The sequence below is a fragment of the Rhodanobacter panaciterrae genome (genome assembly GCF_014651895.1).
In the GTDB taxonomy this organism is placed as follows: Bacteria; Pseudomonadota; Gammaproteobacteria; order Xanthomonadales; family Rhodanobacteraceae; genus Rhodanobacter; species Rhodanobacter panaciterrae.
The window spans coordinates 1,033,035-1,056,166 of sequence record NZ_BMXT01000001.1 but is presented as its reverse complement, the minus strand read 5'-3'; the positions used below and the strand labels follow the sequence as shown (position 1 = coordinate 1,056,166).

Annotated in this window: 19 protein-coding genes and 6 tRNA genes; 8 read left to right on the top strand and 17 right to left on the bottom strand. The window is 62.5% G+C overall.

Annotated features, from left to right (window positions below; translation table 11 throughout):
- Window positions 1-80 precede the first annotated feature (80 nt).
- Together IE071_RS04935 and IE071_RS04930 are read right to left on the bottom strand one after the other, a co-directional pair.
- Window positions 81-2,645, bottom strand: coding sequence for a putative bifunctional diguanylate cyclase/phosphodiesterase (locus IE071_RS04935; RefSeq protein WP_189440001.1), 2,565 nt, complete (start codon window positions 2,643-2,645; stop codon window positions 81-83).
- A gap of 13 nt (window positions 2,646-2,658) precedes the next feature.
- Window positions 2,659-3,153: a hypothetical protein gene (locus IE071_RS04930; protein WP_189440000.1), complete on the bottom strand. Its 495-nt coding sequence runs from the start codon at window positions 3,151-3,153 to the stop codon at window positions 2,659-2,661.
- Window positions 3,154-3,462: 309 nt separating this feature from the next.
- Here IE071_RS04930 and IE071_RS04925 point away from each other — a divergent pair, with 309 nt between their 5' ends.
- On the top strand, window positions 3,463-5,544 hold the full coding sequence (locus tag IE071_RS04925) for a 3-hydroxyacyl-CoA dehydrogenase NAD-binding domain-containing protein (RefSeq protein WP_189439999.1): 2,082 nt from the start codon (window positions 3,463-3,465) through the stop codon (window positions 5,542-5,544).
- An 88-nt stretch (window positions 5,545-5,632) separates the two neighbouring features.
- On the opposite strand, the gene IE071_RS04920 is transcribed toward IE071_RS04925, so the two are convergent.
- The 5 genes from IE071_RS04920 to IE071_RS04900 form a co-directional block, all read right to left on the bottom strand.
- Window positions 5,633-6,229, bottom strand: a complete 597-nt coding sequence (locus IE071_RS04920) for a DUF2058 domain-containing protein (RefSeq protein WP_189439998.1) — start codon at window positions 6,227-6,229, stop codon at window positions 5,633-5,635.
- Window positions 6,230-6,256: 27 nt separating this feature from the next.
- Window positions 6,257-6,481: a SlyX family protein gene (locus tag IE071_RS04915; protein ID WP_189439997.1), complete on the bottom strand. Its 225-nt coding sequence runs from the start codon at window positions 6,479-6,481 to the stop codon at window positions 6,257-6,259.
- Complete coding sequence (locus IE071_RS04910) at window positions 6,478-7,821, bottom strand: UDP-glucose dehydrogenase family protein (protein WP_189440908.1); 1,344 nt, start codon at window positions 7,819-7,821, stop codon at window positions 6,478-6,480. The genes IE071_RS04915 and IE071_RS04910 overlap by 4 nt, the downstream gene beginning before the upstream one ends.
- Window positions 7,822-7,972: 151 nt before the next feature.
- The gene (locus IE071_RS04905; protein WP_189439996.1) at window positions 7,973-8,728 is read right to left on the bottom strand and encodes an FKBP-type peptidyl-prolyl cis-trans isomerase; all 756 of its coding nucleotides are present in this window, start codon (window positions 8,726-8,728) and stop codon (window positions 7,973-7,975) included.
- Between the two features lie 164 nt (window positions 8,729-8,892).
- On the bottom strand, window positions 8,893-10,659 hold the full coding sequence (locus tag IE071_RS04900) for a cation:proton antiporter (protein WP_189439995.1): 1,767 nt from the start codon (window positions 10,657-10,659) through the stop codon (window positions 8,893-8,895).
- Window positions 10,660-10,829: 170 nt separating this feature from the next.
- Here IE071_RS04900 and IE071_RS04895 point away from each other — a divergent pair.
- The 3 genes from IE071_RS04895 (at window position 10,830) to IE071_RS04885 (ending at window position 11,103) form a co-directional block, all read left to right on the top strand.
- Window positions 10,830-10,905 (top strand) — tRNA-Ala (locus tag IE071_RS04895).
- A 9-nt stretch (window positions 10,906-10,914) separates the two neighbouring features.
- Window positions 10,915-10,990 (top strand) — tRNA-Glu (locus IE071_RS04890).
- Window positions 10,991-11,026: 36 nt separating this feature from the next.
- Window positions 11,027-11,103: transfer RNA gene (locus IE071_RS04885), tRNA-Asp, on the top strand.
- Window positions 11,104-11,220: 117 nt separating this feature from the next.
- On the opposite strand, the gene IE071_RS04880 is transcribed toward IE071_RS04885, so the two are convergent.
- On the bottom strand, window positions 11,221-11,706 hold the full coding sequence (locus tag IE071_RS04880; protein WP_189439994.1) for a DUF1249 domain-containing protein: 486 nt from the start codon (window positions 11,704-11,706) through the stop codon (window positions 11,221-11,223).
- 27 nt (window positions 11,707-11,733) lie between these two features.
- Window positions 11,734-12,549 (bottom strand): posphoenolpyruvate synthetase regulatory kinase/phosphorylase PpsR, encoded by an 816-nt coding sequence (ppsR, locus tag IE071_RS04875; RefSeq protein WP_189439993.1) that lies wholly within the window; start codon window positions 12,547-12,549, stop codon window positions 11,734-11,736.
- A gap of 231 nt (window positions 12,550-12,780) precedes the next feature.
- On the opposite strand from ppsR, the gene ppsA reads away from it, so the two are divergent.
- A complete protein-coding gene (gene ppsA, locus IE071_RS04870) occupies window positions 12,781-15,153 on the top strand; it encodes a phosphoenolpyruvate synthase (RefSeq protein ID WP_189439992.1) in 2,373 nt (790 codons plus the stop codon).
- 301 nt (window positions 15,154-15,454) lie between these two features.
- Here the strand turns inward: ppsA and IE071_RS04865 are convergent.
- A tRNA-Ser gene (locus tag IE071_RS04865) sits at window positions 15,455-15,544 on the bottom strand.
- Window positions 15,545-15,655: 111 nt separating this feature from the next.
- Between IE071_RS04865 and IE071_RS04860 the strand changes: the two genes are divergently transcribed.
- Entirely contained in the window at window positions 15,656-16,357 is a 702-nt protein-coding gene (locus IE071_RS04860) for a PP2C family protein-serine/threonine phosphatase (protein WP_189439991.1), read from the top strand.
- A 22-nt stretch (window positions 16,358-16,379) separates the two neighbouring features.
- Here IE071_RS04860 and dnaQ read toward each other — a convergent pair whose 3' ends face one another.
- From dnaQ to IE071_RS04845, 3 genes are read right to left on the bottom strand one after another with little or no spacing between them, the layout of a single operon-like run.
- Complete coding sequence (gene dnaQ / locus IE071_RS04855) at window positions 16,380-17,087, bottom strand: DNA polymerase III subunit epsilon (RefSeq protein ID WP_189439990.1); 708 nt, start codon at window positions 17,085-17,087, stop codon at window positions 16,380-16,382.
- Window positions 17,084-17,527 carry a ribonuclease HI gene (rnhA, locus tag IE071_RS04850; RefSeq protein WP_189439989.1) on the bottom strand — a complete coding sequence of 148 codons (444 nt, stop codon included), beginning with the start codon at window positions 17,525-17,527 and terminating at the stop codon, window positions 17,084-17,086. The genes dnaQ and rnhA overlap by 4 nt, the downstream gene beginning before the upstream one ends.
- Window positions 17,528-17,546: 19 nt before the next feature.
- The gene (locus tag IE071_RS04845) at window positions 17,547-18,239 is read right to left on the bottom strand and encodes a class I SAM-dependent methyltransferase (RefSeq protein ID WP_189439988.1); all 693 of its coding nucleotides are present in this window, start codon (window positions 18,237-18,239) and stop codon (window positions 17,547-17,549) included.
- Window positions 18,240-18,490: 251 nt separating this feature from the next.
- Here IE071_RS04845 and gloB point away from each other — a divergent pair, with 251 nt between their 5' ends.
- Window positions 18,491-19,255: a hydroxyacylglutathione hydrolase gene (gene gloB / locus IE071_RS04840; protein WP_189439987.1), complete on the top strand. Its 765-nt coding sequence runs from the start codon at window positions 18,491-18,493 to the stop codon at window positions 19,253-19,255.
- 206 nt (window positions 19,256-19,461) lie between these two features.
- Entirely contained in the window at window positions 19,462-20,454 is a 993-nt protein-coding gene (locus tag IE071_RS04835; protein ID WP_189440907.1) for a transglycosylase SLT domain-containing protein, read from the top strand.
- A 110-nt stretch (window positions 20,455-20,564) separates the two neighbouring features.
- Here the strand turns inward: IE071_RS04835 and IE071_RS04830 are convergent, their stop codons facing one another.
- The 4 genes from IE071_RS04830 to IE071_RS04815 form a co-directional block, all read right to left on the bottom strand.
- Window positions 20,565-22,466 carry a SurA N-terminal domain-containing protein gene (locus tag IE071_RS04830; protein WP_189439986.1) on the bottom strand — a complete coding sequence of 634 codons (1,902 nt, stop codon included), beginning with the start codon at window positions 22,464-22,466 and terminating at the stop codon, window positions 20,565-20,567.
- A 134-nt stretch (window positions 22,467-22,600) separates the two neighbouring features.
- Window positions 22,601-22,677: transfer RNA gene (locus tag IE071_RS04825), tRNA-Asp, on the bottom strand.
- A gap of 9 nt (window positions 22,678-22,686) precedes the next feature.
- Window positions 22,687-22,761, bottom strand: a tRNA-Val gene (locus IE071_RS04820).
- A 19-nt stretch (window positions 22,762-22,780) separates the two neighbouring features.
- Window positions 22,781-23,053, bottom strand: coding sequence for an HU family DNA-binding protein (locus IE071_RS04815; RefSeq protein WP_072756969.1), 273 nt, complete (start codon window positions 23,051-23,053; stop codon window positions 22,781-22,783).
- Between the last annotated feature and the right edge of the window lie 79 nt (window positions 23,054-23,132).

Here is a 23,132-nt window from a genome sequence, read left to right as displayed (position 1 = left end):
TGGTTGTCATGTGTGGCCAGGCGATCCCCTGAGCCCATCACGAGCTCATGCTTGTTGTTATGGGGACGCCCATTAGCGGCTCAAGCCAGCTCGGCCACGCGCCCTTCCAGCAGGCGTTGCCGTTCGGCCAGCAGTTTGTCGAAACTGATCGGCTGCAGCGGGCGGCAGAACAAGTAGCCCTGCAGCTCATCGCAGCCATGGGTGCGCAGGAACTGCATGTGCTGCTCGATTTCCACGCCCTCTGCCACCACGGCACGCTTCAGCCGATGGGCCATCTCGATGGTGGCGCGCACGATCGCCTCGTCGTCGGGGTCGACGCCGATATTGCGCACGAAACTCTGATCGATCTTGATCCGGTCGGCCGGCAAGCGACGCAGATAGTCCAGCGACGCAGCGCCGGTGCCGAAATCATCGATCGCGATATGGCAGCCCAGCTTGTGCAGCGCGTGCAAATTCTCCACCAGGTTCGGCGCGGCCTTGATGCTGATGCTTTCGGTGATCTCCATCTCGAGCAAGGTGGGGTCCAGGCCGGTTTCGCGCAGCACTTTGATCACGGTATCCAGCAGTTGCGGCTCCATCAACTGCACCGCAGACAGATTCACGCCCAGACGCAGGCGCAGCCCATAGCGCTGCTCCCATTCTTTCGCCTGCAGGCAGGCTGTGCGCATCACCCATTCGCCGATCGAGACGATCAGGCCGGTTTCTTCGGCCAGCGGAATGAATACCGCCGGACTGATCATGCCCAGCTCGGGATGCTCCCAGCGCACCAGCGCTTCCATGCCGACGATGTCCTCAGTCTCCGTGTTGACCTGCGGCTGGTAAACCACGCGCAATTCGCCATTACCCTCGGCGTGGCGCAAGCGGCTTTTCAACGCCATGCCGTGTTCCTGCGCGTATTCCGGACTCACTTCGTAGATCTGGAAGTTGTTGCGGCCAAGATGCTTGGCCGCATACATCGCCTCATCGGCATGCTTGAGCAGGGTTTGCGCATCGCCCGCATCGTCAGGGAAGAAACTCAGTCCCATCGACACGGTCACCTGCAATTCGGTGCCGTCATCGAGATAAAGCGGCGTCTCCATCACCTGCACGATCTTTTCGGCCACGCGCGACACGTCGTCGTTCTTCACGATATGTCGCAACACGATGGTGAACTCGTCGCCGGCATAGCGCGCCACCGTGTCGGAAGCGCGGATGCTGCCGCACAGGCGCTGGGTAACTGTCCGCAGCACCTGATCGCCGGCGGCATGACCGTAGGTGTCGTTGATCGCCTTGAAGCGGTCGAGATCGACGAACAACACGGCAAAACACTCGCCGTTGCGGGTTGCCTCGCGAATGATCGTGTCGAGCCGGTCGTTGAACAGCAGCCTGTTTGGCAACCCGGTCAACGCATCGACCAGGCCTTCGGCACGGCCCTGCTCGCGCGTGCGCCCCAACTCCAGCACCTGCGAGAAACGGGCCGCGGCGCAACGCAATACCGGCTCGATGATGCCCATCTCGCCGAAGCTCTTGCGATTGCCGGCCAGCATCGCGCCAAGCACGGTATGACGCTCGTCGTACAGCGGCAAGCCGGCAAAGCCGGACAGGTCGAGTTGCTGCAGCAAGGGATCGATCGGCGCCAGCCGCTTCGCATCGGACCGGTACAGGATCGACTTGCCGCCCAGCACCAGCTGCAGGGAACTCTGCAGCTGCGCTGGCGGCCACACCGGATCGTCACCATTCCACAACTGCAGCAGCTGGGTCGGCGCATCGGCACCGTCCTGACGCGCCGACCAGACGGCGAGATAATCCAGCCCCAATTCGTCGAACAGCAGGCGCCCAGCCGCAATCTGCGCATCGACGCCGCTGGTCGAGGCGAATATCCGCGACAGCAGCGACAAGGCCGCCTCGGCGCGCAGATCGGCACGATCGCTGCGAAACATCAGCGCCAGCGCATCGCGTCCGGCGTGCCGTATGCGCCTCACGCTGGCCTGGCCGATGTCGACCCCCTGTGCCGACTTGCGCTGACATGGATACCAGCTGCGGTCAGCCTCGGCCAGCACCTGCGCGATCGGAATGCCCTCGAAACGTAACACCTCGGACAGTGGCAGCCCTTCCCACTGACTGGCGTGCAGACGGCTATGCCGAGCCAGCGTCGGGCTGACCTCGAGCAGGCGGAGAGTCTGCGCATCGGCTATCAGCCACTCGCTGTCGCTTTCTTCGAAGACGTAGCGGTAATCCTCATGTGCATCACTGGCTGGCGCGACGGTCGTCCTGCGCGAGCCCAGGTCGCCGCTTTGCGAGCGGCGCCAGCGCGCCACCAGCTCGTTGCCGATCTGGGCGGTAGAAAGCCAGTCCGCGATCCCCGCCGGCAGATCAGCCGGGCCGAACGAGGCATCCTCCGCCAGTACGGCGATCAGTGGCGTATCGGCCCCGCCAGGCAGACGCCGTAGCTGCTCACAACTGTTCCGGGCCTGTTGCTCATCGCCGGCCAGCACCACCACCATCAGCTGCAGCGGCGGCAGCGGCGGCCGTCCCTCCAGCAGGATCGCCGCGTGCGCCACATCGCGCGCGCTAAGGATATGCGGATAGCCCGCCTGATCGAGCGCATCGAACAGGCTGCGGCGCAATTCGCGCTGTGCAGCGACCACCAGGATGCCGGAATTCACGGACGTATCCACCTCAAACCAGCCAGCGGCCATCGCGCAGGCGCAGGCGCCGCGGCTGGCTGTCTTCACTGCTCAACCGTACGGCCAGCTCACCCAGATGTTCGGCCAGTGACGCCGGTGCATCGATCAGCACGACGCGACGCAGGTGTTCCTTCGGTGCACGGGCAAGTTGGCGCAGCAAGGTAGCGTCCATCGCCGACAACGGCAATTCCAGCCCCAGCAGGAAATAGACGCCGAAATGCATGCTCTGTTTCATGTAGCGCAGTGCATTGCCCAGGCGCTGGCAGTCCGGCACTCGTACGTGCACGTCGCGCAGGCTGCCCAGACCCGTATCGGGCTGCCACAGATACACCGCCTGCCCGGTATGCCGGGCGATCGCGCGGAACTGCTCGATCAGGGCGTGGACATCCTTGCTGTCCAGCACGACCAGACCGGTGGGAGCCGCCAGAATCCGCTCGAAGATCTCGGCACCGGCTTGCGGTGGAACGGAGGCCATTGCAGAAGTCATTGCGTCCCCGTCCTGTAGCGTCGGTAGCAGTGCCATGATGAATCGTCATGCCAGCAATGAAACGCGTGGCTTGTCGGGGATTGCCAGGCCATTGCACGGCCCATTGAACCACGGTGCGTTGCTTCATTGTTCAGCCGGCAGCCCATGCCGCGGCCGCATGTTCCGCCCAGCCGGGCCAAGCCGACCATTTCCCTGCGGTGGCTCGATTTCACACTGGTGCCATGGCGTGGTCAAGCAAGCCCGTCACAACTCGCAATCAAGGCGGCAGAACGGTATGGTTCAGACCTCCTCCACCATGCATTTATCCCCATGTTCGAAGGATTGCGCTTCAACCACTGGAAGACCAGCGAAAGCGACGACGGTATTGTCACGCTTGCACTCGACCGCGCAGGCAGCGGCGTCAACGCGATCTCGCGCGCGGTACTGGATGAGCTGGAGCAGATCGTCGAGCGGTTGGCGATCGAGAAGCCGGCCGGCGTCATCATCCATTCGGCCAAGCCATCCGGGTTTGCGGTGGGGGCCGACATCAAGGCCTTCGTCGAGTACGCCAAACATGACACCGTGCTGGAGAACATCGAGCACGGCCAGCGCGTCTATGAATCGCTGGCACGGCTGCCCTGCCCGACGGTGGCCGCCATACACGGCGCCTGCATGGGCGGCGGCACCGAGCTGGTCCTGGCCTGCCGCCAGCGCATCGCGGCTGACGACGACAAAACCCGGATCGCACTGCCCGAAGTGATGCTCGGCATCCATCCCGGCTGGGGTGGTACCGCGCGCCTGCCGCGCCTGATCGGTGCCACCGAAGCACTGCCGTTGATGCTGACCGGCAAGTCGCTGTCGGCCAAACGCGCGCTGGCACTGGGCGTGATCGATCGCGTGGCGCGTCCGGAGGAATTGCTGGTCGAGGCACGCCTGCTGCTGCGCCGTCCGCAACCCCATCCCTTTGCGCGGCGTGCCAAAGCGTGGGCCAGCAATACCTGGCTTGCGCGCCAGATCCTCGCGCCGATGGTGTACAAGCAGACCGCCGCGAAAGTCCGCAAGGAACACTATCCCGCTCCGTTCGCGATGATCGAGGTGTGGAAGCGCGGCGGCTCCAATATTCAGCAGCGCCTGAAACTCGAAGCGCGCTCGGTGGCGAAGCTGGCGAAGACGCCGACCGCGCAGAACCTGATCCGTATCTTCTTCCTGCAGGAGCGACTGAAGGGTCAGGGTGGCGGCACCGATCCTGGCATCAAGCACGTGCATGTGGTTGGTGCCGGCGTGATGGGTGGCGACATCGCCGCGTGGGCCGCATTCAAGGGCTTCGACGTGACCCTGCAGGACCGCGAGATGAAATACATCCAGCCCGCGCTGGATCGTGCCCGTCAGTTGTACGAAAAGAAGCTGAAGACACCAGAGAAGGTCGAAGCCACCGTCCGTCGCCTGCGCGCCGATGTCGACGGCAAAGGCATCGCCAACGCCGATCTGGCGATCGAGGCGATCTACGAGAACGCCGCAGCCAAACGTGAGCTCTACGGCACCATTGAGCCGCAATTCCAGGCCGACGAGATCCTCGCCAGCAACACCTCCAGCATTCCGCTGGATCAACTGCGCGAAGGTCTGAAGGCGCCGCAGCGCTTCCTTGGTCTGCACTTCTTCAATCCGGTGGCGCAGATGCCGTTGGTCGAAGTGGTGCGCCACGACCAGCTCGACCCGGCCATCGAGAAACGCGCGCTGGCGTTCTGCAAGGCGATCGGCAAACTGCCGGTGGTTGTGAAGGGTACGCCGGGCTTCCTGGTCAACCGCATCCTGATGCCGTACCTGCTTGAGGCGATGCGCCTGTACAGCGAAGGCGTGCCCGGCCCGGTGCTGGACCGCGAAGCGAAGAAATTCGGTATGCCGATGGGCCCGATCGAACTGGCCGACACCGTCGGACTGGACGTCTGTGCCTCGGTCGGCAAGGAGCTCGCACCATTCCTCGGACTGGAAGTACCGCCGGGCCTGGACGACAAGGTCGCAGCCGGCAAGCGCGGCAAGAAGGACGGCCAGGGCCTGTATATCTGGCAGGACGGCAAGCCGCAGAAGCCTGAAGTCGACAAGGACTACATGCCGCCGCCCGACCTGCAGGAGCGCATGATCCTGCCGATGGTCAACGAGGCGATCGCCTGCCTCGCCGATGGTGTGGTCGACGATGCCGATCTGCTCGATGCCGGCGTGATTTTCGGCACCGGCTTCGCGCCGTTCCGCGGCGGCCCGATCCAGTACGCGCGCAGCGAAGGTGTCGACAAGCTCAAGGCCCGACTGGAACAGTTGGCCCAGCGTTATGGCGAACGCTTCAGCCCGAAGAACGGCTGGGATCACCCGGCACTGGCACAGAGTGGCTTCGACATACCGGATGCTTCCGCGAGCTGAGCAGGACTGACACGCTCAAATAAAAACACCCGGCACAGCCGGGCGTTTTTTTATGGTGCCCGACTTCACGCCCGAGCCAGAATCGTGGTCACCACATCAGATCGTCCGGCACGCCATCGTCACCCATGCCACTCGCATTCGGATCAACCAGCAGCGCCACCAGATGCGCATCGATGGCCTGCACCTGCTCGGCGATCTCGCGACTGACCAGCAGATAACGGCCAGCCTGCTGCACCACGCCCAGCTCACCGGCATTGAGCGCCGCCAACTGCGCCGCATCGACATGCACGCGACGGATCTTGCCACCGTATTCGAAATTGCGCGGCTGGTCGGCCTCGGCCTTGTTTAACGCCTTGCCGTCGAGCAATTGCTGGATCTGCAACTTGCGCTCGCGTCGCAACCTGGCCTGCTCGGCGGCCTCCTGCTCGATCCGCTTGCGTTCGTTCGCTTCGGTCTGCGCGCGTATCGCATAGGCCTTGGCCAGATCGATTTCCTCCCGACTCTGTCCCGACGGTCGTGCCGCGTGCGACGGCACAGGCGGCTTGCCGCCCTTGCGTGCGGGCTTGCCGGACGATGGCGACGGCGGGCGTTTCTGCTCGCGTGCCCGGTCCTGTTGAACCCTGTTCTGTTGAACCTCTTTCACGATGCCGCTCTTGAGCAGCTGATCGCGCAGGGAATCGGCCATGCTGGTGTTCCGTGATCGGTATGGGAATCAGTAGTGCGGAGGTGGCGGCTCGTTGTGCGGTTCATCCGCCGGCCCGGTGCGCATCGACGAGAGTTCGCCGCGCAGATCGCGCAACGCCCGCTCCAGCGCAGCAATGCGTTGCGACTGGTCGGCATCCGCCGTCGTCAACGCCTGCACCGCATCGTCGATGAAGGTCAGCTTGACCTCCATCTCGTTGAGCCGTTGTTCGATCGTCTCGTTGTGAGCACTCATCGACGCATCTGCAGGCTGCGACCACGGCCTATACCGTAGTAGGCCAGACCGGCCTCCTCCACCGTGGCCGGTTCGTACAGGTTGCGCCCGTCGAAGATCGCCGGCTTGGCCAACGCGGCACGGATAGCAGCAAAATCCGGACTGCGAAACGCCTTCCATTCGGTGACCACCGCCAGTACGTCAGCACCGTGCAGGGCATCGCTGGCGTGCTCGCACAACACCAGATCATCACGATCACCGTACAGTCGATGGGTCTCTTCGCGCGCTTCCGGATCGAACGCACGCACTTTCGCACCGACGCTCCACAACGCCTCCATCAACTGGCGGCTGGAGGCCTCGCGCATGTCGTCGGTATTCGGCTTGAACGCCAGTCCCCACAACGCGATCGTCTTGCCCGCCAGCGCACCGTTGAAGTGGTACGAGATCAATTCGAACAACTTGGTCTTCTGCTGCCGGTTGACCGCCTCGACCGCACCGAGCAGACGCGCTTCGTAGCCGTAACTGTGCGCCGTGCGCTCCAGCGCCTGCACGTCCTTGGGAAAGCACGAACCGCCGTAACCGGCGCCGGGGTAAATGAAGTGATAGCCGATCCGCGGATCCGAGCCGATGCCCTGACGTACCAGCTCCACATCGGCACCGACTCGCTCGGCGATGTTCGCGATCTCGTTCATGAAACTGATCTTGGTCGCCAGCATCGCATTGGCGGCGTACTTGGTCAGCTCAGCCGAGCGCTCGTCCATCACCACCATGCGGTCGTGGTTGCGGTTGAACGGCGCATACAGTTTGCGCAACACCGCTACCGCGCGCGTGCTGGAGGCACCCACGATAATCCGATCCGGTCGCAGGCAGTCATCCACTGCCGCGCCTTCCTTCAGGAATTCCGGGTTGGACACCACATCGAACTCGACCGCAGCGTGGCGCGCGGCCAGTTCCACAGCCACCGCTTCACGCACGCGGTCGGCGGTACCGACCGGGACGGTCGACTTGTTCACCACCACGGCGTAGCGATCGAGATGCCGGCCGATGGTTCCGGCCACGGCCAACACGTACTGCAGATCCGCGCTGCCATCCTCGTCCGGCGGCGTACCGACGGCGATGAAGACCACCTCAGCGTGCGCAATCGCCGGGGCGGCATCGGTAGTGAAGTCGAGTCGACCACCGGCGTGATTGCGCCGGACGATCGACTCCAGGCCCGGCTCGAAGATGGGAATCTCGCCGCGCTTCAGGCGTTCGACCTTGGCCGTATCGATATCGACGCAGACCACGTGATTGCCCATTTCGGCCAGACAGGCACCGGTGACCAGACCGACATAGCCGGTGCCGAAAATAGTGACCTTCATCATCGTTGTGGCGACTCCCTCGAAACATCAGCCGTCTATTCTAACCGCGTAGCGGGCAAGCGAGGCTGTGCATGGTCCCCACAAAGCAGAAGGGCGCGAATCGCTTCGCGCCCTTCTGGCTTGCACGGTCGTGAAACCGCGACTGACTTAGTTACTTGCCGCCCGGGGCACCAGCGCCAGCAGGCGTCGGGCCGGTGCTGACCAGGGTCACGTCGAAGATCAACGTGGCATTCGGCGGCATCGGCGGCTGCGGCTCGGCGCCGTAGGCCAGCGAGGACGGAATGAACAGCTTGTAATGACCGCCGATCTGCATCAGCTGCAGACCTTCGCGGAAGCCCGGGATCACGCCAGCCAACGGAATCTTGGCAGCGCCCGGCGGATTGTGCTTGGCGGAAGCATCGAACACCGTACCGTCGACGAAGGTACCGGTGTAGTTGATCTCGACCGTGTCGTTCGGACCCGGACGGGCACCCGTACCCTGGCTGATCACCTGGTACTGCAGGCCCGACGCGGTGGTCTTCACGCCCGCAGCGGTCTTGTTCTTGGCCAGAAACGCTTCGCCTTCGGCCTTGTTCTTGGCGCCGAGCTTGGTCATTTCAGCCTGGTACTTGGCTTGGATCTTCGCCATGAAAGCGTCGTGCACCTGCTTGGCTTCGGCATCGCTCATGGTCGGCTTCTGACCGGACAAGGCAGCCTTGACCGCATTTGCCACAGCATTCGGGTCCAGCTCGTCACGCATGATCGGCGGAACCTGGGAAGCAATCTCCCAACCCACTACGTAGCTGGCCTTGGCTTTGTCGACGGTACCGGCAGCAGCGCCAGCCGTCTGGGCAGATACGCCCGCCGTCATGCCCAGCGCAACGGCCATCGCGACCGCCGTCAGCGTGGGACGCAGAAAATGCTTCATTCGTAACTCCCTCATGTTTGGAAATGCCGGCGTTGCCGGCCGGGCCCCCCCCGATGGAGGCAGGCCTCGCATTGTGCGGTGCTTGTCCGGTCTTTGGCAACGATTCAGGGCTCTGACCGTCAGCCGGCAGAAAGGTTCACACACCGTCGCTGCGGCCTCGTCGGTTAGCCGGGGCCCTGTTCGGACGGTCCAGGCTTGTCCAGAGTTTCCTTCAGCGCGGCCTGCAGACGTGCATGCATCTTCACCAGACCGCGCCACAATACGACCGCCAGCACCACACCGAGCACCATCAGGGACAGCGCAATGCCGCGCGGCGGCAGGATCGTCGAACCCAGGGCGCTGATCAGCAACGCCAGCGCCAACAGGGTGACCAGCGGAATGATCCGGGCCAGCACGTTGCGGATAGCCTGGGTATACGAGCCGGCAAACCGCTCGCGTATGCCAATCTCGGCCAGCAACATGCCCAGCGCTTCGGCCTTGCGGTATATCGCGATCAGCATCGGCAGTGACAGAAACAGCGCGCATGCCCAGATCAGCGTGTGGCGCAGATCGCGATGGATGCCGAAGACCGCGAACCAGCCCCAGCTGTGTCCATTGACGTAGGCGCCGATCATGAACAACGTCACCACCAGCAGGATGTTGATTGCGATATGCCACAGCAGCCGTCGGAAGATCGCGGCGATAGCGGCGTTTTCGTTGACCGGCTTGAGATTCTCCAGCCAGCCGCTGTAACTGCTCGCCAGCAACTGCAGCGAACGCGGCGTCATTCGGCGCAGGCCATTCGCGAGTCCGCCAGCCGAGCGGGTCAGATACGGCGATGCCGCCATGCACAGCACCGATACCGCCACCGCGATCGGATAAATGAATGGGCTGATCACGCCGAGCGATAGCCCGAGCGTGGCGATCACGAATGAAAACTCGCCGATCTGCGCCATGCCCAACCCCGAGCGCAATGCAGTACGTGCGTCGTGACCGACCACGAAGATGCCCAAGCTGCACGCCAGCGTCTTGCCAATGATTACCACCGCCGCGATAAGTAGTGCTGGCAACGCGTACTGCAACAACATCGCCGGATCGATCTTCAGGCCGATGGCCACGAAGAACAGGGCGGCGAACATGTCACGCAATGGCTCGATCAAATGCAGTACGCGTCCCACGCTGCGCGATTCGGCCACTACCGCACCCGCCAGGAAGGCGCCCAGTGCCACGCTGAACCCCATCCAGGCCGCCAGCAGACTGGCGCCGAAACAGATGCCCAGCACGCTGACCAGCAGTGTTTCGTCGCGACCGAAACCAGCCACGTAATCCACCAGCCGCGGCAGCAACAGCAGACCGAGAATCATCCCCACGACCACGAACAGACCTAGGTGGCCGATCAGCGTGAACGCTGCTTCCGCCTGCACCGAGCCGCCAATCGCCACGGCGGTAAGCAACGTGAGCATGACGATGGCCAGCATGTCCTCGGCGACCAGCAGACCCACCACCAACTGGGCGAACGGCTGCTGTCGCTGCCCTCCTTCGGCCAACGTCCGCGTCGCCACCATGGTCGAGGACAGCGAGATGATCGCACCCAGAAACAGCGCATCCATGCCAGTCCAGCCGAACAGGCCGCCAATGCCATAGCCGATCCACAGCATCAAGCCGACTTCAGCCACCGCCACAGCCAGCACGCCGATGCCGACCTCACGCAGCTTGCGTACGCTGAACTCCAAGCCCAGTGTGAACATCAGCAGCACGACACCGAGATTGGAGATGTCGTCGATCGCACGCGGGTCATCCACCAGCATGCCCGGCGTATGCGGCCCGATCAGCACGCCGGCAAGGATGTAACCCAGCAACACCGGCTGACGCAGGCGCTGGAACAGGATCGTGGTGGCACCAGCCACGATCATCACCACGGCCAGGTCACGGATGAAACCGATTTCGTGCATGCATCGACTCTTCAATCACGCAAGTCATCGCAGCTTAAACGAACGACGATCGACTTCTGCGCGAACGCCGACGGCTTCTGCGAATGAACTTCACCGCCATCGTTCACCGAACGTGAAAAAAAGCTTGACGGGTACCGGACTCGGACCTATTCTTTGCGGCTTCCAGCGGCGGGGCCATAGCTCAGCTGGGAGAGCGCCTGCATGGCATGCAGGAGGTCGGCGGTTCGATCCCGCCTGGCTCCACCAACTTGAATTGTCCCCATCGTCTAGAGGCCTAGGACATCACCCTTTCACGGTGGCGACCGGGGTTCGAATCCCCGTGGGGACGCCAAGTTGGCTCGCAAAGCTGGAAGTTGTAAACAAATGTGGAGCGGTAGTTCAGTTGGTTAGAATGCTGGCCTGTCACGCCGGAGGTCGCGGGTTCGAGTCCCGTCCGCTCCGCCACTACAAAACGGAAAGCCCGCCTTGTGCGGGTTTTTTGTTGCGGTGTATTTGTGCGCTCATCCATGTGCGCAAAGATCAAAAAGCAGCCATCCATGGCTGCACTCTTCAATAAAACCCCTATTCCCGACCGTCCTCGCACGACTCCGGTTGCGGCTCCAGCGTACCGATGGAATGGCCCTGCTCAGCCAGGTACTCCAGCCAGCGCGACAGAAATCCGTTCATGCGCAGCCGATGCTGGAACACGGTATGTGCCGGCGAAAACGGGCCGAGCACCTGCCACAGATGCCGTCCGGGATGGCAATGCAGCGCTTCGGCCACATGCGCATCGGTATACATGCGCAACTGCGCCGACGGCGCGCGCTGGCCCGTATGCGCATCGACGAAGTCGTAGGTGAGTTCCAGCTCCAGCGTGTACGGATGGCATTCCTGCACATGCAGATGCACGGCGAGCCCGTCATCGACATTGGAGACGTAACGACCCGGAGCGAGTTGCTGCGGCGCGAACAGCCGCGTCAGCCGGTGATAGTTCTCCGCATACAGCCCCATCAGGAACTCGAAGCGTCCCGGCAGCAGGCTATGGCGATTGTCCAGTACAGCACTCATGACGGGCGCGGAATCTCCGGTTGTTAATCAGAACATGGTCCGCTCGATCCCGAAACGGTCGAAGATCTTGCTGGCGATCTCCTCGATCGACACATGTGTGGTGTTGAGGCTGGGAATACCGGCCTGGCGCATCAGCCGATCGGCCTGTTCCAGCTCCCAGCGGCATTGCTTCAAGGTGGCATAACGGCTGCCGGCGCGACGCTGCTCGCGGATCTGCGCCAGTCGCTGCGGATCGATGGTCAAGCCGAACAACCGATCCCGATACGGGCGCAAACGCACCGGCAGTTCAAGTTTTTCCAGGTCCTCGTCGGTCAGCGGATAGTTGGCGGCGCTGACACCGTAATGCAAGGCCATGTACAGGCAGGTGGGCGTCTTGCCCGAACGCGACACGCCGACCAGGATCAGATCGGCCTGGGAATAATCCACGTCCATGCCGTCATCGTGGGAAAGCGCGTAGTTGGTCGCGTTGATGCGCGCCTCGTACTTGGCGTAGTCGACCATGCCATGCGAGCGATTGACCGCACCCGAACGCTTGGTCGCCAGCTCCTCTTCCAGCGGCCCGATGAACGGCGCGAACACGTCCAGCATCAGCGCGCCACTGGCGGCAACGATGTCGCACAGCGCGCGTTCGGCCATGGTATTGACCACGATCGGGCGCTGACCGCTCTGCGCATAATTGGTCTTGATGCGCAGCGCGGCCGCCTCCGCCTTGTGCGCACTGTCGGTGAATGGCAGGCGGTGCTTGTCGAACTGCACGCCCTCGAACTGCGCCAGGATGCTGTTGCCGATCGTCTCCGCGGTAATACCAGTGGAGTCGGAGATGAAGAAAACCGTGCGCTGCATACAGTATCCCGATCGCGTGGATGCGTTTGTTCGCACCATAACCCAAGCGCCAAACGCTGTCGCCGATTGACTGCCGGCTGACTGGTATGCCGTTGGAATCACCTCCCGGGGCAATGGTCTTCTTGTGCTGCGCACCATCGGCAGCGGACAATACCAGTCCTTTGCAGCCCGCTTTCGGTCTGCCTGATGCATCCGTACCGTTATCCATCGAAAGCTCTTGAGGAGACACCCTTGAACGATCTGGTGCTTTGGCTCGACCAACTGCGCATGACTGACCTGGGCAAGGTCGGCGGCAAGAACGCCTCGCTCGGCGAAATGATCGGCAACCTCGCCAAGCTGGGCGTGTCCGTGCCAGGGGGCTTCGCCACCACCGCCGATGCGTTCCAGCAGTATCTGGAAAAGAGCGGCCTGGCCAAGCGCATCCAGGAACGGCTGGCTTCGCTCGACGTCGATGACGTCGATACCCTGGTAGCGGCGGGCAAGGAGATCCGTGGCTGGATCGTCGACACCGCCCTGCCCGCCGAACTCGAGCAGGCGATCCGCGCGGCTTATATCAAGTTGTGCAAGGACGCCGGCGCCGACGACATCGCCGTCGCCGTGCGCTCGTCGGCCACCGCCGAAGATCTGCCGGACGCCTCGTTCGCCGGCCAGCAGGAAACCTTCCTCAACGTGGTCGGCATCGACGACGTGCTGCACAAGGTGAAGGAAGTCTTCGCCTCGCTGTACAACGATCGCGCGATCGCCTATCGCGTGCATCAGGGCTTCAAGCACGAGGATGTCTTTCTCTCCGCCGGTGTGCAGTTGATGGTGCGCTCGGACGTGGGCGCGTCCGGCGTGCTGTTCACGCTGGACACCGAGTCCGGCTTCCGCGACGTGGTGTTCGTCACCGGCTCGTATGGCCTCGGCGAGATGGTCGTGCAGGGCGCGGTGAATCCGGATGAGTTCTACGTGTTCAAGCCGACCCTGCGCGATGGCAAGCCGGCCGTGCTGCGTCGCAATCTCGGTGCCAAGCAGCTGCGCATGGTCTATTCCAGCGCGCCCGGCGAACGCGTGCGCACCGAAGACACACCAGCGGAAATGCGCAACAAGTTCTGCATCAACGACGAAGACGTGCAGGAGCTCGCCCGTCAGTCGCTGATCATTGAAAAGCATTACGACCGCCCGATGGACATCGAGTGGGCGAAGGACGGCAACACCGGCAAGATCTACATCGTGCAGGCACGCCCGGAGACGGTGAAGTCGCGCTCGCACACGACCCAGCTGGAACGCTTCCACCTCAGCGAGAAGGGCAAGGTACTCGCCGAAGGTCGCTCGATCGGCCAGAAGATCGGTGCCGGCAAGGCCCGCGTGATCCGTTCGCTGGCCGACATGAACAAGGTGCAGCCGGGTGACGTGCTGATCGCCGACATGACCGACCCTGACTGGGAGCCGGTGATGAAACGTGCTTCCGCGATCGTCACCAACCGCGGCGGCCGCACCTGCCACGCGGCGATCATCGCGCGCGAGCTCGGCGTACCGGCCGTGGTCGGTACCGGCAATGCGCTGGAGCTGATCCCCGATGGCGCAGAGGTCACCGTGTCCTGCGCCGAAGGCGACACCGGCACGATCTACGAAGGCATCCTGAAGTTCGAGCGCGTCACCGCCGACCTGGGTGACATGCCCGAGGCGCCGCTGAAGATCATGATGAATGTGGCGAACCCGGAGCGTGCGTTCGACTTCGGCATGCTGCCGAATGCCGGCATCGGCCTGGCCCGCCTCGAGATGATCATCGCCAGCCACATCGGCGTGCATCCGAAGGCGCTGCTGGAATACGCCAAGCAGGATGCCGAGACCAAGGCGAAGATCGACGAGCGCATCGCCGGCTATGCCGATCCGGTGAGCTTCTATGTCGATCGCCTGGCCGAAGGCATCGCCACCATCGCCGCATCGGTGTACCCGAAGCCGGTGATCGTGCGCCTGTCCGACTTCAAGTCGAACGAATACGCCGGCCTGCTCGGCGGCTCGCGCTACGAACCGCACGAAGAAAACCCGATGATCGGCTTCCGCGGCGCCAGCCGCTACGTCGACCCGAGCTTCGCCGAAGCGTTCGGGCTGGAGTGCAAGGCGGTCAAGCGCGTACGTGAAGTGATGGGCCTCAGCAATGTGTGGGTGATGATCCCGTTCGTGCGCACCCTGAGCGAAGGCCGCAAGGTGATCGAGGTACTGGCGAAGAACGGCCTCAAGCAGGGCGAGCACGACCTCAAGGTCATCATGATGTGCGAGGTGCCGTCGAATGCGCTGCTTGCCGACGAATTCCTCGACATCTTCGACGGCTTCTCGATCGGCTCCAACGACCTGACCCAGCTCACGCTCGGCCTCGATCGCGACTCCAGCATCGTCGCCAGCCTGTTCGACGAGCGCGACCCGGCCGTGAAGAAGCTGCTGGCGATGGCGATCAAGACTGCCCGCGCCAAGGGCAAGTACATCGGCATCTGCGGCCAGGGCCCGAGCGACCATCCGGATCTGGCCGAGTGGCTGATGGAGCAAGGGATCGAGTCGTTGTCGCTGAATCCGGATACGGTGGTTGATACTTGGTTGCGGTTGGCGAAGAAGAAGGCTGGCTGAGTCGGCTGGGCATCGTCTGGCGGCTGTAGCCGCGACAGAGTATGAAAAAGGGCCGGGGATCACCCGGCCCTTCTTTTGATCGCGGGAAAGCAAACGCGACGGGTGGACGCGAGACATCATGGCACCGGGTGGGATTGTTCGGCCCATCCTTGGGCCGAACCCCTTCGCGCTGCGCGCTACGGGGCCAGCCTGCGGCTGTCCAATTTTGTTCCAGACAAAATTGTCGAACCCAAAGTGGGTTCTCACCCCGCCGTCACCACTAGAAAAGCAAAACGCCCCACGTGGGGGCGTTTTGCTTTTCTGGCGGAGAGGGTGGGATTCGAACCCACGGTGCGCTTACACGCACGCCTGATTTCGAGTCAGGTACATTCGACCACTCTGCCACCTCTCCAGTGGGTTGCATGGTGGCTCATGCGAGCCGGGAATAATACGCGAGCGAACTTGCCGTGACAACAACCATGTCTTCCGGCATGCTGCGACAGCTCGTCTCAACTGAAAACCCATGATCGAATTCGGACACGGAACGCATGTCGGCCTGCGCCGCACGCGCAATGAGGACACCTATTACGCCGATGCGTCACTCGGCCTGTTCCTGGTGGCCGATGGCATGGGCGGCCATCAGCACGGCGAAGTGGCATCGGCGCTGGTGCGCGATGCCGTGGTCGACCTGGTCACTCGCGGGCACAGCCTGATCGAGGCGGTGCACGGCGCGGCCGAGCGGCTGCTTGCGCACACCCGGCACAGCTCCGACATCCTGCCGATGGGCACCACCATCGCCGTACTTCGGACAAGCAGCGACGGCTATGAGGTCGCCTGGGTGGGCGACAGCCGGATCTACATGTGGAAGCAGGATTTGCGGCAGATCAGCCATGACCATTCACTGGTACAGGCACTGGTCGAGGCTGGCCAACTGGATCCGGCCCAGGCATCACAGCACCCGCAACGCAACGTGCTTACCCAGGCACTGGGCGTGACGGCCACCGAACAACTGCATATCGGCATGGCGCGCGGTCCGTTGGAGCCCGGCATGAGTTTCCTGTTGTGTAGCGATGGACTGACCGAAGGCGTCGACGACGCGTCGATCGCAAGCACGGTGGCGCGTACCGACCTGGCCGCGCAGGAGTGTGTCGATCAACTGCTGCTGAGCGCACTCGACCGTGGCGGCGACGACAACATCAGCGTGATCATCGTGCGTTCCTGCTGAGTCCAGCCCGCAACCGCATCGTTCAACTCAGCCGACGCCATACACTCTGGCCATCCGCGCTCTTGTCCAGCGCATCCAGCCGTCGTTCGTGCTGCAGCAGCTCCTCCGGCGAAGCATGCAGCACACTGGGGCGCGTACGCAGCATCACCGGCGCAGTCACCACCGCATGACGTTGCTCGGCGACGCCTTCAAAGCCCAGGTCGAACGCACCCTGCCCCGAGGTCATCGCCAGATAGACGTCGGCCAGCAACTGGGCATCGATCAGGCCGCCGTGCAGATCGCGCCGTGAGTTGTCCACGCCAAGCCGCTTGCACAAGGCGTCCAGGCTGTTGCGTTGGCCGGGATAGCGTTCGCGCGCCAGCGCCAGGGTATCCAGCACGCTGCAACGGTCACCGATACGACCAGCACCGTTGTCCAGCCGCGCCAGTTCGGCGTCGAGGAAGCCGATGTCGAAACTGGCGTTGTGGATGATCAGTTCCGCGCCATCGATGAAGGCCAGGAATTCCTCCACCACTTCGGCGAAGCGCGGCTTGTCGAGCAGGAACTCGTCCTCGATGCCGGTCACCAGGCGGGCGCCCTCATCGATCGCCCGATCCGGGTTGAGATACGTCTGGTAATGCCGGCCGGTAAGCCGGCGCTCGACCATCTCGACGCAGGCAATTTCCACCAGCCGATGGCCTTGGCGCACTTCCAGGCCGGTGGTTTCGGTATCGAGAACGATCTGCCTCATGCTCGGCCTCGCAGCAACTCGGCCTGCTCACGCGCGGCCTGATCGACCCGTTCGTTCTCGGCATGGCCACTGTGGCCTTTCACCCATTTCCAGCGCACCTGGTGGGTGCCGACCGCATCGGACAGACGCTGCCACAGATCCTGGTTCTTCACCGGCTTCTTGTCCGCGGTACGCCAGCCGTTGGCGCGCCACTTCGGCATCCACTGCTCGATACCCTGCATCACATAACGGGAGTCGGTGGTGAGCACCACCTGACAAGGCCGTTTCAAGGCCTCCAGCGCGCCGATCGCTGCCATCAACTCCATCCGGTTATTGGTGGTATCCGGATCACCACCCGCAACCACGCGCTCGCTGCCCTTTGCACGCAATAGCGCGGCCCAGCCACCCGGGCCTGGATTGCCCAGACAGGCGCCATCGGTAAATGCTTCCACTTCACTCATCGTTGTTCACGTATCCCGTTCAAAGTCGCAGCGCCGAACTACGCCGCGTACCCGGCGACAGCTGGCTATTGGTCGGCACCCGTACCGGCACCGGCTTGATCCGCAGCGGCGTGGCCATGCGCCGGCGCTTGCGTGCGACCAGTACATAGCCGCCGCCGAATGGGTTGGCCGCCGCCGCACCTGGCGACGTCAGGTGCGGCCACAGTCGACCGATCCGCCGCACCTGCTCGATCTCCAACCCCGCCTGTTGCAGGTTGTGCTCCAGCCGCCATGGCATCTGCAATGTCTGCGACTTGCCGCGTGCGTGCCAGCAGAACCACGGTGCCCAGCCACCGAGTGGATGCACGCCGGTCAGCGCGAGTACGCCGCCTGGCGCCAGTACACGAACGGCTTCAGCAAGCAGGGCCGATGCACTCGGCGCCACTTCCAGTGCATGCCGCAGCAGCACCAGTTCGAACGCATCATCGACGAACGGCAGCGGCTCATCCGCCGCCGCGTGCAGATCACCCCGATAACGGCCGTTGCCCAAGTGCAAGGTGGTCCAGCAGCCGAGCATCGGCAACGCTGGCGGCACATCGTCGATGGACGCACCCAGCAACAGCGCATGCGTACCGAAACAGCGCTGCAGCTCAGGTGTCAGCACGCGCGTCTGCTCATCCAGCAATCGGCGCAACGGCGCACTGGCGTAGATGTCGTCATCGCGATGATGCATGCCTTACCCACTTCTCCATCTGTGCCGAGAGTGTAACGGCTGATGGCTACTGGCAGCAGATCACAGGTCAGACGGAACTGTCGCACGCTGCTGAACAGTGACTCGGCCTGTTAACGCTCTGCTAACGAGCGGCCAGTAAAGCCACTTTATAGTCGACCGCTGCACGCGCGCCCCGGATGGCTGCGTCTGTCGTTGAGCTGGGAAACAGCACCCAACCTGTCGGGTGTTCCATGAACGCAGCGGAGCTCGTCTTGCATCTCATACCGTTACCGGCACTGACCGACAACTACATCTGGCTGTTGCATGACGATGATGGCAACGCCATCGTCGTCGATCCGGGCGATGCCGCCGTCGTCGAGCAGGCGTTGACTGCGCGGCAATTGACGCTGCGCGCGATTCTGCTGACCCATCATCACCACGATCACATCGGTGGCGTTGCCACGCTGCGCGCGCAGCATGCCGTCCCGGTCTATGCACCCGTGGATGAACGCATCGTCGAGACGACCGAACAGGTGCGCGACGGCGACCTGGTCGACCTGACGTTGCCACGCGTCCGCTTCGAGGTGATCGCGATTCCCGGTCACACGCTCAGCCACATCGCCTACGTCGGTGCTGGCTTGCTGCTGTGCGGCGACACCTTGTTCAGTCTGGGCTGCGGCCGATTGTTCGAAGGCACGCCAGCCCAGATGCTCGCCTCGCTGGATCGACTCTCCACACTGCCCGGGGAGACCCTGGTTTGCGGAGGCCACGAATACACTGAAGCCAACGGACGTTTCGCGCGCACCATCGAACCGACCAATCACGAGCTGCAGCAGCGGCTGTTGAAAGTCGCCGAATTACGCGCCCGGTTCCAGCCTACCCTGCCGGTAGCACTCTCCAGTGAGCTGGCGACCAATCCATTCCTGCGCGTCGATGCCGACGCCGTTGTCGAGTGGTGCCGGCTGCAAGGCATCGGCGACGATCGCACTGCGCGTTTTGCAGCGGTGCGTGAAGCCAAGAATGGATTCCAGGGATGAGGAAGCATCTGCGACCCTTGCCGCTGCTGCTGCCGCTCCTGCTTGCCGCGTGCGCCGGCGTACCGACACACGCACCGTACCAGCCGATCGTCAAACCACCGACGACGACGCTTGCCCCTCCCAGGATCGAGGAAGTCATACCCCCTAATCCACCACTGGTATCACCGTCGGGCAATATGTGGGATCAGTTGCGCAGCAGTTTTGCCATGGCCGACTGCGACGCCGACCCTTCGGTGCTGGCCCAGGCCAGGCGTTACACACACAACCCGCAACAATTCGAAGATCAACTGCGGGAAGTGCTGCCACGTCTGATCTACGTGCAACAGGTCGCGGCCCAATACGACGTTGCGGGCGAATTCGTGCTGCTGCCGTGGGTGGAAAGTCATTTTCAATCGCCTCCAGTCCGCAACCATCAGCCGGCTGGCATGTGGCAGATCATGCCGGTCACCGCCGGATCGATGGGACTGCGCGTCGATGGCCGCTACGACGGTCGCCTCGATGTTCCTGCCGCGGCCAATGCCGTGATGAAACTGCTCAAGCAGTATCACGATCAATTTCATGACTGGCGAGTGGCTGATTACGCGTACAACGCCGGTGAATTCTCGGTGCGGAAATTCATCCAGAAACATGGCATGCCGGCGGATGAGCCGGTGATCCCGAAGTGGCCGGTTCGCAGCGTCACCCGCGAGCATCTGACCAAGCTGCTGGCCATGGCCTGCGTAGTACGGGAGCCGGCCCGCTTCGACGTCAGTCTTCCGACATTGCCGGACGAACAACACCTGGTGCAGGTGAAGATCACCCATTCGATGCCGATGGCACGAGCTGCCGATCATGCCGGCATATCAGTAAACACGTTGAAGGATCTCAATGCCGCATTCCGCAGCGACATGATCGATGCCGGCGCGGCCTCGTATCTGCTGTTGCCGGCCAGTCACGTCGACCAATTCCGCAACGCCTTGCTGGCACAGCCACAGACAACCACTACTGATGATCGTCGTGACAGCACTACGAATATGGCTGTGACTTCACCGCCAGTCGCAAAAACGCAGCGGAAAACCCATACCGTCCGACCAGGCGACAGCCTGTGGCAGATCGCCCACGACTACGCGGTAAATGTCACCCAGCTGCAGCGCTGGAACCATCTGCGCGGAAACACGCTGAAGCTTGGCCAGGTGCTACAGGTAAGTGATGCGAACTGAGTAGCGCATCTTGTTACTTAGTTCAGCCAGCAATGGAGTCGACTCATCTGAATCAAAAACGAAAGGGCGGCCATAGGCCGCCCTTTCGTTTCTCATTACAACGACAGCCCTTACAACCGGCTCGTGTTGATCTTGATCTTGACGTTTGTCTTGAGCAGCTCAATCAGTTCGCGTGTCGTCTCGGAGCCATAGGCCTGAGTCATCTGCCGACGCAGTGCCTCGCGCTGTTCCGGCGGCACCTTCGACAGATCACCGCCCTGCACCTTGTCCACGGCGAGCAAGGCATAGCTGCCATCCTGCATATCCACCGCGGCAAACTCCGCCTTGTCTGCCACTGGATGCGGCAGCAGGAACGCTTGCGTCAACAACGGCGCCGGCACTTGGGAGTGCCGCACAGCCTCATTCATGCTGGTGATCGTGGCGCCGAGCGATGCAGCCACCGTCGGCATCGACTCGCCCTTGCGCAAGCGTGCCAGTGCATCATCAGCCTGCTTCTTTTCGGTCGCCGCGACGCGCTCGTCGAGAATTCTTTTCTGCACATCAGCGTGCACTTCAGCCAAAGGACGGGCCGCCGCCGGCACGTGCTTGTCGATATGGATTACCACCGAGTGGTTGTTGCCCAGGTCGATCAAGCTGGAGTTGTTGCCCTGTACCAGCACATCGTCGCCAAACGCTGCAGCGAGTAACTTGGGGTTCGCGGTGATGCCTTCACCACCCTTGCGCGAGAACAGGGCTGTGCTCTTGATCGGCAGATTCAAGGCCACCGAAGCCGGCTCCAGCGAGGTCGGATTCTGGTAAGTGTTGTCGGACATCTTGCCGGCGACTTCGTTGTACTTGCGGTCGCGCTCGGCAGCCGATGCTTCCTTGGCCAGCTGGTCACGTACTTCGCCAAACGGCTTGGACTCACCGCTGCGCACATCACGTAACCAGATGATGTGATAACCATCGGACGACAGAACCGGCTTGGAGATCTGATCCTTCTGCAAGGCAAATAGCGCCGTGTCAAATGCAGGATCGGTCACGCCCTTTTCCAGCCAGCCCAGATCACCACCCTGGCGCTTGGAACCCAGATCCTGTGAATCCTGTTCGGCCAGCTTGGCGAAGTCACCTGGATTGGCGTCGGCTGCAATTTTTTCGGCCTGGGCCAGTGCTGCCTTCTGCTGCTCCGGTGTGGCATTGGCCGGCACATTGATCAGGATGTGCGACGCGAGCCGCTGTTCCGGCTGCACGAAACGCTGCTTTTCGTCCGCATAGCGCTTTTTCAGGTCGTCATCGCTCGGCGCAGCATCCAGCGGGAGGTCGGCGCCAACAACTTCGATGTACTTCACCGAGACCTGCTCGGGATTCATGTAGTCGGCCAGATGCGCCTTGTAATACGTCTCGATCTGGGCATCGCTGACCTGGCTGTCGGCCAGCGTGGGCCGCGGCAACAGGAAGTAGCGAAGGTCGCGACGCTGGGTAAGCAGGCTCAGGAATTGATCGACCTGCGCGTCGCTGGCGAGGGTGCTGTCGTTGATCGCGTCCGGCAACAGCTGGATCGCCAATGAGGATCGCACCTCGTCCTCGAACATGCCTGGGGTCTTGCGCTGACTGCTGAGCCATGCGCTATAGCTGGTCGAATCAAACTGGTTGTTGACCTGAAACGCCGGGATCGCGGCAATGTAGTCACGCACCGCCTGATCCGATACACGCATGCCCCAATCCGCATTGGCCTGGAGCAGCAGCTGCTGGTCGATCATGCCATCGAGCACGCGTTGCTTCGCCTCGGGCTTCTCGAAAATGCTGGCATCGAAATGCTCACCCTGCTCGGCGCTCATCTGCTGCCGCAACTGGTTCACCCGATCCTGATAGGCGTTCTGGCTGATTTCAAACTTGCCGACTTTCGCCACGAACGTGTCGTTACGCGACGTGAAGTAGCTCTCCATGCCGAACAGCGACATCGCGAAAACACAAAGACCGAGAAGGATGATGGACGGCCATCCGTGCATCTTGTTACGCATTGCCTGCAGCATTGAAATCTTCCCGCAACGTGGTTGAAAGCGCGTGGTGCGTGGGTGGCGCAAGCCGCGTGTCCGATCGCTCAGAAGCTACACGAACACGCCCTGCTCAAATGACAAGGGCGCCACACGGGCGCCCTTGCGAACTGTGGCGGAGTGGACGGGACTCGAACCCGCGACCTCCGGCGTGACAGGCCAGCATTCTAACCAACTGAACTACCACTCCGCATTTTTCTGGTGGGTGCTGTAGGGATCGAACCTACGACCACCGCCTTGTAAGGGCGACGCTCTACCGCTGAGCTAAGCACCCGAAACCAAGCGTCAGCCGCTTAGTTTAGGGCATCCTTGAGGGTCTTGCCAGCCTTGAACGCGGGCACTTTCGACGCCTTGATCTTGATCGCCTCGTTGGTACGCGGGTTGCGACCGGTACGGGCAGCGCGCTTGCGCACAGTGAACGTGCCGAAGCCCACCACCGAGACGTCCTCGCCCTTCTTCAACGACTTCTGCACAGCCTCCAGATACGCCTCGAGGGCACGGCCCGCATCAGCCTTGGTCAGCTCGGCCTTTTCGGCAATGGCATTGATCAGATCGGTTTTATTCATTGAAAAAACTCCTTGTTCGGATTTCGCCAGCATGTTCCGTCCGGAGACGGGACAACACCGGCATGGATGGTTGGCTCTG

Bases quoted from the DNA above. Each gene is read 5' to 3' on its own strand.
- IE071_RS04930 (WP_189440000.1), bottom strand. From the start codon at position 3,153: ATGACTTCTGCAATGGCCTCCGTTCCACCGCAAGCCGGTGCCGAGATC.
- IE071_RS04925 (WP_189439999.1), top strand. From the start codon at position 3,463: ATGTTCGAAGGATTGCGCTTCAACCACTGGAAGACCAGCGAAAGCGAC.
- IE071_RS04920 (WP_189439998.1), bottom strand. From the start codon at position 6,229: ATGGCCGATTCCCTGCGCGATCAGCTGCTCAAGAGCGGCATCGTGAAA.
- IE071_RS04915 (WP_189439997.1), bottom strand. From the start codon at position 6,481: ATGAGTGCTCACAACGAGACGATCGAACAACGGCTCAACGAGATGGAG.
- IE071_RS04910 (WP_189440908.1), bottom strand. From the start codon at position 7,821: ATGAAGGTCACTATTTTCGGCACCGGCTATGTCGGTCTGGTCACCGGT.
- IE071_RS04905 (WP_189439996.1), bottom strand. From the start codon at position 8,728: ATGAAGCATTTTCTGCGTCCCACGCTGACGGCGGTCGCGATGGCCGTT.
- IE071_RS04900 (WP_189439995.1), bottom strand. From the start codon at position 10,659: ATGCACGAAATCGGTTTCATCCGTGACCTGGCCGTGGTGATGATCGTG.
- IE071_RS04880 (WP_189439994.1), bottom strand. From the start codon at position 11,706: ATGAGTGCTGTACTGGACAATCGCCATAGCCTGCTGCCGGGACGCTTC.
- ppsR (WP_189439993.1), bottom strand. From the start codon at position 12,549: ATGCAGCGCACGGTTTTCTTCATCTCCGACTCCACTGGTATTACCGCG.
- IE071_RS04860 (WP_189439991.1), top strand. From the start codon at position 15,656: ATGATCGAATTCGGACACGGAACGCATGTCGGCCTGCGCCGCACGCGC.
- dnaQ (WP_189439990.1), bottom strand. From the start codon at position 17,087: ATGAGGCAGATCGTTCTCGATACCGAAACCACCGGCCTGGAAGTGCGC.
- rnhA (WP_189439989.1), bottom strand. From the start codon at position 17,527: ATGAGTGAAGTGGAAGCATTTACCGATGGCGCCTGTCTGGGCAATCCA.
- IE071_RS04845 (WP_189439988.1), bottom strand. From the start codon at position 18,239: ATGCATCATCGCGATGACGACATCTACGCCAGTGCGCCGTTGCGCCGA.
- IE071_RS04835 (WP_189440907.1), top strand. From the start codon at position 19,462: ATGGCCGACTGCGACGCCGACCCTTCGGTGCTGGCCCAGGCCAGGCGT.
- IE071_RS04830 (WP_189439986.1), bottom strand. From the start codon at position 22,466: ATGCTGCAGGCAATGCGTAACAAGATGCACGGATGGCCGTCCATCATC.
- IE071_RS04815 (WP_072756969.1), bottom strand. From the start codon at position 23,053: ATGAATAAAACCGATCTGATCAATGCCATTGCCGAAAAGGCCGAGCTG.